Annotated in this window: 9 protein-coding genes; 5 read left to right on the top strand and 4 right to left on the bottom strand. The window is 62.7% G+C overall.

The window, feature by feature from the left end:
* Positions 1–1223, bottom strand: a 1223-nt coding sequence (locus RJQ10_RS06870) for a DUF4397 domain-containing protein (RefSeq protein ID WP_350144956.1), incomplete at its 3' end; no start/stop codon positions are given.
* A gap of 176 nt (positions 1224–1399) precedes the next feature.
* On the opposite strand from RJQ10_RS06870, the gene RJQ10_RS06865 reads away from it, so the two are divergent.
* The 3 genes from RJQ10_RS06865 (at position 1400) to infA (ending at position 4086) form a co-directional block, all read left to right on the top strand.
* Positions 1400–2833, top strand: coding sequence for a cryptochrome/photolyase family protein (locus RJQ10_RS06865; protein WP_350144954.1), 1434 nt, complete (start codon positions 1400–1402; stop codon positions 2831–2833).
* 108 nt (positions 2834–2941) lie between these two features.
* Entirely contained in the window at positions 2942–3781 is an 840-nt protein-coding gene (locus RJQ10_RS06860; protein ID WP_350144953.1) for a hypothetical protein, read from the top strand.
* 86 nt (positions 3782–3867) lie between these two features.
* Entirely contained in the window at positions 3868–4086 is a 219-nt protein-coding gene (gene infA / locus RJQ10_RS06855) for a translation initiation factor IF-1 (RefSeq protein ID WP_027948202.1), read from the top strand.
* Positions 4087–4115: 29 nt separating this feature from the next.
* Here the strand turns inward: infA and clpA are convergent, their stop codons facing one another.
* The 3 genes from clpA to icd all read right to left on the bottom strand — a co-directional run bounded on the left by clpA (position 4116) and on the right by icd (position 8224).
* Positions 4116–6392 carry an ATP-dependent Clp protease ATP-binding subunit ClpA gene (gene clpA, locus RJQ10_RS06850; RefSeq protein WP_350144950.1) on the bottom strand — a complete coding sequence of 759 codons (2277 nt, stop codon included), beginning with the start codon at positions 6390–6392 and terminating at the stop codon, positions 4116–4118.
* Between the two features lie 17 nt (positions 6393–6409).
* A complete protein-coding gene (gene clpS, locus RJQ10_RS06845; RefSeq protein WP_350144958.1) occupies positions 6410–6742 on the bottom strand; it encodes an ATP-dependent Clp protease adapter ClpS in 333 nt (110 codons plus the stop codon).
* A gap of 228 nt (positions 6743–6970) precedes the next feature.
* Positions 6971–8224, bottom strand: coding sequence for an NADP-dependent isocitrate dehydrogenase (gene icd / locus RJQ10_RS06840; RefSeq protein ID WP_350144948.1), 1254 nt, complete (start codon positions 8222–8224; stop codon positions 6971–6973).
* Positions 8225–8371: 147 nt separating this feature from the next.
* Here icd and RJQ10_RS06835 point away from each other — a divergent pair, with 147 nt between their 5' ends.
* Together RJQ10_RS06835 and RJQ10_RS06830 are read left to right on the top strand one after the other, a co-directional pair.
* A complete protein-coding gene (locus RJQ10_RS06835; RefSeq protein ID WP_350144946.1) occupies positions 8372–9013 on the top strand; it encodes a pseudouridine synthase in 642 nt (213 codons plus the stop codon).
* Positions 9010–9462, top strand: a complete 453-nt coding sequence (locus RJQ10_RS06830; RefSeq protein ID WP_350144944.1) for an NUDIX hydrolase — start codon at positions 9010–9012, stop codon at positions 9460–9462. Before RJQ10_RS06835 ends, RJQ10_RS06830 begins: the two co-directional genes overlap by 4 nt.
* Positions 9463–9505: the final 43 nt, after the last annotated feature.

The following is a 9505-nucleotide window of genomic DNA, read 5'->3' as shown; positions in this document are numbered from 1 at the left end:
CCGGTGGTCTCGGGATAGGGAAGTCCGGCAATGGCCGGGTCTGCATCAGCGATCACGCCGTCAGTCGTGAGGTAGACATCGACCGGAATCTCGCCGGCAACGATGGAGGACCCGTGGATGACCTCGACTCTGGCTGCGGTGGCGATGTTCCTGCGATCATCGTTGGTCACCAGCGCCGCAATGGAATTGGCCGCGAATGAACCGATGGCCAGCACCGTGTAACTGTCGCTTTGCTCCAAGGTCAGGTCAGCATTGATCGGGGCAATGCTGTTGTCCGCACTGGCGGCAACAACGACATTGTAGGTACCGGCGGGCACCTCGATGTCACTGTAGGCACTGGCGCCCGGGAAGGGAACGCCGGCAAGCACGGTCGCTCCATCGACGATGACATCCACGGCGGGAGTGTCTGCCGAGTTGTGTACCACCCTTACGGCTGAGCCCATACCGGGATCGAGGATTTCTGCCGCGCTTTCCGCGCCAGCGGCCAGCAAATTGACAGGGTTGCTGCCCACCTTGAAGGTATTGTTGATCGCCAGCACCAGCACTTCGGTCCCGGCGGGGAAGCTCAGGGTACCGCTGTCGTACACCACGGCGTCACTGCCATCGCCGGTAATTCTCACCCGGTAATCGGTATCGGGCTGCAGCGCCAGGGGGCCGAGCGCATCGCCAAATCCGGCGTCAATGGGGGTCACGGAAGCGAGGAGCTCGTCGGGACCGGTGACATAAATATCCACATCGCCGGCTGCGGGCGCTGCGTGCATGACCGAGACGCGAACATCGGCGATGGCGTCCTCAATCGTGACCGGATCCAGCACCTTGGCCTTGATATTCAGATTGCCCTCGGCATCGAACAGCGTGTCATAGGCGACCACGTCGGTCCTCACACCTTCTTCCAGAACCAGCTCCACAGGCCCGATGACGCTGACCTCGGAGCCGTCAGGGAGCAACCCGCGGACTTCGACTTCAATGGCACCCGGATTGTCGATGGTGATGAGCCCGGAGCTTTGCCGGAAAGCGACATCCTCCAGCGCGGCTTCACCGTTGACATACACGTTGACGTCGGGAGCATCCGGAGCAGCGTGAGTAACACGCAGCTGGGCGGGCTGTACCTCCGGCGGGGGCGGCGGCGCCACCTCGGGCTGGGCCGGGCTGTCTGAGCTGTCGCTGCAGCCAACAATGGCTGCCAGAACGGCTGCCAGGCAAATTGAACGTCGTAGTCTCATGGTCTCGCTCCTGGTTGCTGGTTTGAGTACCGATACGCGTTCGTGCGCGGCACCAGATTAGCCGGCGCCCGCGCGCAGCAGATCCAACAGGGACAAAACCTGAACGCGGGAACCGCCGACCGCTGAGCAACGGGTTATCATGGCAACAGTCCAAAGCCCTACAGTGAGCGACACGCATGACCACCACGATCTACCTGTTCCGCAACGATCTGCGCCTTGTGGACCTGCCGGGCCTCGCCGCTGCCGCCGCCAATGGCCCCGTGCTGCCGGTCTACATTCTGGATGAGGAGAATGCCGCAGAGCGAACGCCCGGCGGCGCCAGCCGCTGGTGGCTGCACCACAGCCTGCAGGCGCTGGCTGCCGATATTGCCGCCGACGGCGGCCAACTGGTGCTGCGCAGGGGCGCTACCGCCAGCTGCCTGCGGGAGCTGGTGGACGCGAGCGGCGCGGGGGCGATCCATTTCAGCCGCAGCTACACCCCCTGGGAAACCGTGCTTGAACAACAGCTGCGAGAGCAATTCCACGAGATCGCCAGCGTCAAACGCTTCCCCGGCTGCCTGTTGCACGAACCCGACAGTATCAGCAACCAGGCCGGCGAGCCCTTCAAGGTTTTCACCCCGTTCTGGCGCCACTGCCGACGCCAGCAAGAGCCCGGGCAGCCATTGCGTACCCCCGTAGACATCAACTGGGCAGAGGCGCCAGACCGTCGGGATTTGCTGGCGGACTGGGGCCTGCTACCGCACAAACCGGATTGGGCGGCGCACTGGGGCAGCTTGTGGACGCCGGGAACATCAGGGGCGCGGCGGGCCCTGGAACGTTTTCTCCGCCACGGGATAGAGAACTACGCCAGCGGCCGCGACCACCCGGCGGAAGAGGCCACGTCCCGGCTATCCCCGCACCTGCGGTTCGGCGAGATATCCCCTCGCGAAGTCTGGCACAAGGCGCGGGAGCTCGCGGCGCGCAATCCGCAGCGGCAGGAGCAGGTCGACAAGTTCCTCAGCGAGCTGGGATGGCGCGAATTCTCCTATCACCTGCTCTACCATTTCCCATCGCTACCCGAGCAGCCGTTCAAGGCGCAGTTTGCCGCGTTTCCGTGGCTGGGCAGCCAGGACCAGTTGCAGGCCTGGCAGCGCGGCCAGACCGGGTACCCGGTAGTGGACGCGGGCATGCGTGAGCTGTGGCAAACGGGTTACATGCACAACCGTATTCGCATGGTCACCGCTTCTTTCCTGACCAAACACCTGCTGGTCCACTGGCAGGCTGGAGAGCGCTGGTTCTGGGACACACTGGTGGACGCCGACCCCGCCAGCAATACCTGCAGCTGGCAGTGGGTCGCAGGTTCCGGCGCCGATGCGGCGCCCTATTTCCGTATCTTCAACCCGGTGGCGCAGGGGGAGAAATTCGATGCCAGCGGCGACTATGTAAGGCGCTGGGTGCCGGAGCTGGCGGGCCTGCCTGACCGCTGGCTGCACCGCCCCTGGGAGGCCCCCGCCGAGGTACTGCAAGAGGCCGCTGTTGTCCTCGGCGAGACCTATCCCCTGCCAATGGTCGACCACCGCGAGGCCAGGGAGGCGGCGCTCGCCGCCTATCAGGCAATTCGCGCCGGCTGAACGCGGCTGACGCATCGCGCTGGCATTCCGCGGACTCAGGGTCGATACTAGTGTGCAGCAGGGCGTTCCAGCACCTGCGGACATAAATTCCAGACACGGAGCATCGAGATGATCACAGCACCACGCAGCGCCCTGTATCCTGCCCTTCTCCTGTCCCTGGGACTGGCTGCCGTGCCGGCCAGTGCCGATATCGCCGAGGTCGTCGATTCGGAAGGTAACAAGATGACCTTCGAATACCAGGGTGATCAACTACGCATCGACATGAACCAGGAGAACAGCTACATGCTGGTGCGGGGCGAACAGGTCTACGCCGTCACCGACAACGATGGCGAGGTCATGGTTATCGACGTCAAGCAGACTCTGTCCATGTTCGGCAATATGGCCCAGGCCGCCATTCCCGATATGGCAGCGGTCAACGTCGAATCCCTGGTCGCCACCGGCCGCAGTGAAACCGTTGCCGGTATCCAGGGCGAGGTTTACACCCTGACCTTCACCGACCACGAAGGCAAACGCCAGCAGGCCGAGCTGGTGCTGTCTTCGGATCGGCGGGCGATGGGCTTCCGCGATGCCGTGCACCGGATGGCATCTACCATGTCCAGCATGCTCGCCCAACAGGGGACCCACGACCGCCTCCAGAGCCAGCTGGCCGCACAGAACCTCGGCGTACTTCGCTACGGGGAAGACATGCGCGTCACTGCCATCAGCGAAACACAGGTCGCTGATGCCCGCTTCGTGCTGCCCGCTGAGCCGACGGACCTGAGTGGGCTGGGAGGCCTGTTTGGCGCCGACGCCGTCGGCGGCGGCGAAGGTGGCTTCATGTCGGGTATTCTCGGGGGCAATAACGCGGAGAAAGCGGCCGACAAGCAGGATGAAGAAGAGCAGGCCAACCCGATCGAAAATGCGGGCAAGGAGATCGGCAAGGCCTTTGGCAAGCTGTTCGGCAACTAAGCGGCAGTTTTGCCGGATATTGATCTGGTGCCGGCGGCAGCTTTAGGGCAAAATGCGCCCCTGATTTTACGAGGGACTGCCGCCGCATGGCAAAAGAAGACCAGATCGAAATGGAGGGCGAGGTTATTGATACCCTGCCCAACACCACGTTCCGTGTGCAGCTGGAGAACGGTCACGTTGTGACAGCGCACATTTCCGGCAAGATGCGCAAGAACTACATCCGCATCCTCACCGGCGACAAGGTTCGGGTGGAACTCACTCCCTACGACCTGACCAAGGGCCGTATCACCTACCGCGAGCGGTAGGCCCCTCCCCCTGGCCCCCAGAGGGGCCCCTAGGCCGGTTCGGCCTCGGTTTCTTCGACCAACACCTCCAGCCCATCGCGCGCCTTGTTCACGCTCACGCGGGCCACGCCGCCGGCCTGGGCCAGGGAACCGAACAGGACCAGCTCCGCCAGCGGCTTCTTGATGTGCTCCTGAATGACCCGCGCCATCGGGCGCGCGCCCATGTTGCGGTCATAGCCCTTCTCCACCAGCCACAGGCGCGCATCTTCGTCAACATCAAGGGTCACCCGCTTCTCGTCCAGCTGGCCCTGCAGTTCGGTAAGGAACTTGTCCACCACGGTGAGGATGACGTCCTCACCCAGAGGCTCGAACTGCACAATACTGTCGAGACGGTTGCGGAACTCCGGGGTGAACATGCGATTGATCGCCTCCATCCCGTCGGTACTGTGATCCTGGGTGGTAAAGCCGATGCTGCGGCGGCTGATACTCTCGGCACCGGCATTGGTGGTCATCACCAGGATGACATTGCGGAAATCCGCCTTGCGGCCGTTGTTGTCGGTCAGGGCACCGTGGTCCATGACCTGCAGCAGCAGGTTGAACACTTCCGGGTGCGCCTTCTCGATTTCATCCAGCAGGATGACCGCGTGCGGATGCTTGGTTACGGCGTCCGTCAACAGGCCACCCTGGTCAAAGCCGACGTAGCCCGGCGGCGCACCAATGAGGCGCGACACGGTATGGCGCTCCATATACTCGGACATGTCGAAGCGGATCAGCTCCAGACCCAGCAGCCGCGCCAGCTGGCGGGTGACCTCGGTCTTGCCGACACCGGTGGGCCCGGCCAGCAGGAAGGAGCCGATGGGCTTGTCCCCGGAGCGCAGGCCGGCACGGGCCAGCTTGATGGAGGTCGCCAGGCTGCTGATGGCCCGATCCTGCCCAAACACCACCATCTGCAGGTTCGACTCGAGTTTCTGCAGGGTCTCGCGGTCATCCGAGCTTACCGATTTCGGCGGTATGCGGGCGATTTTCGCCACCACCGCCTCGATGTCCGCTACGCCGATAACCTTCTTCCGTTTTGACGGCGGCTGCAGCTGCTGGTAGGCGCCGGCCTCGTCGATCACGTCGATCGCCTTGTCCGGCAGGAAACGGTCGGTTATGTAGCGCGCCGACAGGTCGGTTGCCACCCGCAGCGCCTTGTTGGTGTAGCGCAGGCCGTGATGCTCCTCGAAGCGTGATTTCAGCCCCTTGAGGATCTTGTAGGCGTCGTCCGGAGTGGGCTCCATGACGTCTATCTTCTGGAAGCGGCGACTGAGGGCCTTGTCCTTGTCGAAGATGCCGCGGTATTCCTGGAAGGTAGTTGAGCCGATGCAGCGCATTTTGCCCGAGGTCAGCAGCGGCTTGAGCAGATTGCTGGCGTCCATGACACCGCCGGAGGCGGCGCCGGCACCGATGATAGTGTGAATTTCGTCGATGAACAGGATCGCGCCCTCGCGCTTCTTCAGATTGGCCAGCAGCCCCTTGAAGCGCTTTTCAAAGTCGCCGCGGTACTTGGTGCCCGCCAGCAGTGCGCCCAGGTCCAGCGAGTAGACCACGCTGTCCTTGAGCATTTCCGGCACTTCACCGTCAACGATCATCTTCGCCAGGCCCTCGGCGATGGCGGTTTTGCCGACCCCGGACTCGCCCACCAGCAGCGGGTTATTCTTGCGCCGGCGAGCCAGGATCTGGGCCACACGCTCGACTTCCGGGATGCGCCCGATAAGGGGGTCAATGCGCCCCGCCCGGGCCTCCTCATTGAGATTGGTCGCATAATTGTCCAGCGGGTTGCCCTCGCCGTCTTCGGCCGGGGCCCCTTCGGCGCCGGCCGGGCCAGCTTCGCCGCCGTCGTTGTCCTCGGAAACCTTGGAAATACCGTGGGTGATGTAATTCACCACATCCAGGCGGGCAACGCTCTGGGTCTTGAGAAAGTAGACGGCCTGGCTTTCCTGCTCGCTGAAGATGGCGACCAGCACATTGGCCCCGGTCACCTCGCTGCGACCGGAGGACTGGACATGAAACACCGCTCGCTGCAATACCCGCTGGAACCCCAGCGTCGGCTGGGTTTCGCGCTCCTCGTCGTCCTCGGAGATCAGTGGCGTAGTGGCATCCACGAATTCGACCAGATCACCGCGCAGGGCCTTGATATCGGCGCCACAGGCCTTCAGGACACGAATAGCGTCGTTATTGTCCAGCAACGCCAGCAACAGGTGCTCCACCGTCATGAACTCGTGGCGCTTTGCCCTTGCTTCCCGAAATGCCTCGTTCAGCGTCAGTTCCAGGTCTTTGCTCAGCATACTTTACCACTCCCGGGCTACTCGCCCTCCGATGCCTCGATTTCGCATAACAGCGGGTGCTGGTTCTCCCGCGCGTACTGATTTACCTGGGCCGCCTTGGTCTCGGCAATATCCCTTGTGTATATACCACATACGCCCTTGCCCTTGGTATGGACCGTCAACATCACGTGGGTCGCCTGCTCGCGGTTCATACGGAAAAAGACCTCCAGAACCTCAACCACGAACTCCATCGGGGTGTAATCGTCGTTCAGCAATATGACTTTGAACAGCGGGGGCTTCTTGAGTTCCGGCTTGGACTCCTGCAGGGCCAATCCGCCCTCGCTGTCGCGCTGCTCATCGCCGGCGGTCAACCGCCACTGCCCGGCTACAGGTACCTCGTTCACACCGTGCCTCTCACGTTATTGCCATTACCAGATAGTGGATATGGCCCCATTATAAGTCAATTCAAGTCTGCATGGCGTCGCCGCACACGCTGTGCCTGCCAGATGATCGTTCGCGCCACCCGGATCCACCGGGCTGGCAGCACAAAAAAGGGCCCGTGTCGCCACGAGCCCTTGATGGTAACGCCGCGGGGGGAATTACATGTTGTCGATCAGCTTCTGGCCAAATTCGGAGCAGCTCACCAGAGTCGCACCTTCCATCAAACGCTCGAAGTCATAGGTGACCGTGCCGTTCTGGATGGCGCCGTTCATGCCCTTGATGATCAGGTCGGCCGCCTCATTCCAGCCCATGTGCCGCAGCATCATTTCTGCCGACAGGATCAGGGAACCCGGGTTGACCTTGTCCTGGCCGGCGTACTTGGGCGCAGTCCCGTGGGTCGCCTCAAACAGGGCGATGGTGTCGGACAGGTTGGCGCCGGGGGCAATGCCAATACCGCCGACCTGGGCCGCCAGGGCGTCGGACAGGTAGTCGCCGTTCAGGTTCAGCGTGGCGACCACGCTGTAGTCCTTCGGACGGGTCAGGATCTGCTGCAACATGGCATCGGCAATCACATCCTTGATGACAATATCCTTGCCATTGTTGGGGTTCTTGATGTTCACCCAGGGACCGCCGTCCAGCAGTTCACCGCCGAATTCCTGCTGCGCCAGTTCGTAACCCCAGTCGCGGAACGCGCCTTCGGTGAACTTCATGATGTTGCCCTTGTGCACCAGGGTCACGGAGGGGAGATCCTGGTCAATCGCGTACTGGATCGCCTTCCGCACCAACCGCTTGGTGCCTTCCTCGGAAACCGGCTTGATGCCGATACCCACTTCCTGCGGGAAACGGATCTTGGTCACGCCCATTTCCTTGAGCAGGAAATCGACCACCTTTTGCGCTTCCGGGGTACCCGCCTGGTACTCGATACCGGCGTAGATATCCTCGGAGTTCTCCCGGAAGATGACCATGTTGCAGGCGCCGGGGTCCTTCACAGGTGACGGCACACCCTCGAACCAGCGCACCGGGCGCAGGCAGGTATAGAGGTCCAGTTCCTGGCGCAGGGCCACGTTCAGGGAACGGAAACCACCGCCAACCGGCGTGGTCAGCGGGCCCTTGATACCAACGGAATACTCCTTGATGGCCGCCAGAGTCTCCTCGGGGAACCAGTCACCATCGTAGAGCTCAGCCGCTTTCTCACCGGTGTAGATCTCCATCCAGGAAATCTTCTTGCCGCCGCCGTAGGCCTTTGCTACCGCCGCGTCGACCACGTTGATCATGACCGGGCTGATATCCACGCCGATGCCGTCGCCTTCGATGTAGGGAATGATCGGGTTGTTGGGGACGTTCAGGCTGAAGTCGCCGTTGACAGTGATTTTTTCACCGGTCTTCGGCACCTGGATATGCTTGTAGCCCATAGATTGTTCTCCGTAGATGTGGGTCCATTGAGTCTCGGGGTGCGGTATCCTAACAAGATGCCCCGTCAAAACGGCGCCTAGTGTATCAGGTTTCCCGATCTTTCTGCTTAACCGGGGGCAGTTTTTTGCCGGCGCCGTGGAGCCCAGATGGCCGCACTTATTCTCTTCAACAAACCCTTCCGGGTACTGAGCCAGTTCAGTGACCGGGAGCCAGGAAACCCGGAATCACCGGCTCTGGAACCACGACAGACCCTGGCCAATTTCCTCCGGGCGCCGGGTTTTCGCGTGGCAGGTCGCCTCGACCACGATTCCGAGGGGCTGCTGCTACTGACCGATGACGGGCACCTGCAGCAGCACATTGCCAATCCGCGCCACAAGCTGTGGAAAACCTACTGGGTGCAGGTTGAGGGCGTCGCGGACGATGCCACCATTGCCCGCCTGGAGAACGGTATCAAGCTCAAGGACGGCCCCACCCTGCCCGCCCGGGTGCGGCCCATACCCGAGCCGGCGGGATTGTGGCCCCGCGACCCGCCGGTACGCCAGCGCCTCACAGTGCCCGACAGCTGGCTGGAGATCAGTATTCGCGAGGGCCGCAACCGCCAGGTGCGACGCATGACCGCGGCGGTGAACCTCCCTACCCTGCGCCTGATCCGCTATCGGATCGGTGACTGGAATCTCGAAGGGCTGGAGCCCGGACAGCACCGCCGCCTCACCGTGCACAGCCCTGAGCGAAAACCCGCACCTCTGCGCGGCAAACCGCCGGTGCGCTCACGGAGGAAACAACCATGACAGACTGGTACCCCCATGTCACCGTCGCTACCGTGGTCGCAAGGGACGGCCGCTTCCTGCTGGTGGAGGAGCGGGACAAAACCAGCGGCAGGTTCGTATTCAACCAGCCGGCGGGACACCTTGAGCCGGGCGAGTCCCTGCAGCAGGCCGCGCTGCGGGAAACCCTGGAGGAAACGGGCTGGATGGTGTCCCTGGAAGGCGTGCTCGGGCTGGCGCTCTATACCGCACCCAGCAATGGCGCCACCTATTATCGCACCACCTTCCGCGCCCGCGCTCTGGCGCCGCAGGACGGCGCGGAGCTGGACCCGGATATCCTGGCGGTGCACTGGCTCGAATACGAGGCAATCCTGGCCAACTCTGCTAGAATGCGCAGCCCGCTGGTGATAGCCGCCATTGAGCAATACCGCAGCGGACTCCGTTATCCCCTGGACCTGATTGCACCGCCATGAGCCTCAACGCAGCCACCAAAGTGATCGTCGGCATGTCCGGCGG

This window comes from Haliea sp., from assembly GCF_040222615.1.
In the GTDB taxonomy this organism is placed as follows: domain Bacteria; phylum Pseudomonadota; class Gammaproteobacteria; order Pseudomonadales; family Halieaceae; genus Haliea.
Note: the sequence above shows the minus strand (reverse complement) of the source record. Positions and strands in the feature narration are given on the sequence as shown.

Bases quoted from the DNA above. Each gene is read 5' to 3' on its own strand.
- RJQ10_RS06865 (WP_350144954.1), top strand. From the start codon at position 1,400: ATGACCACCACGATCTACCTGTTCCGCAACGATCTGCGCCTTGTGGAC.
- RJQ10_RS06860 (WP_350144953.1), top strand. From the start codon at position 2,942: ATGATCACAGCACCACGCAGCGCCCTGTATCCTGCCCTTCTCCTGTCC.
- infA (WP_027948202.1), top strand. From the start codon at position 3,868: ATGGCAAAAGAAGACCAGATCGAAATGGAGGGCGAGGTTATTGATACC.
- clpA (WP_350144950.1), bottom strand. From the start codon at position 6,392: ATGCTGAGCAAAGACCTGGAACTGACGCTGAACGAGGCATTTCGGGAA.
- icd (WP_350144948.1), bottom strand. From the start codon at position 8,224: ATGGGCTACAAGCATATCCAGGTGCCGAAGACCGGTGAAAAAATCACT.
- RJQ10_RS06835 (WP_350144946.1), top strand. From the start codon at position 8,372: ATGGCCGCACTTATTCTCTTCAACAAACCCTTCCGGGTACTGAGCCAG.
- RJQ10_RS06830 (WP_350144944.1), top strand. From the start codon at position 9,010: ATGACAGACTGGTACCCCCATGTCACCGTCGCTACCGTGGTCGCAAGG.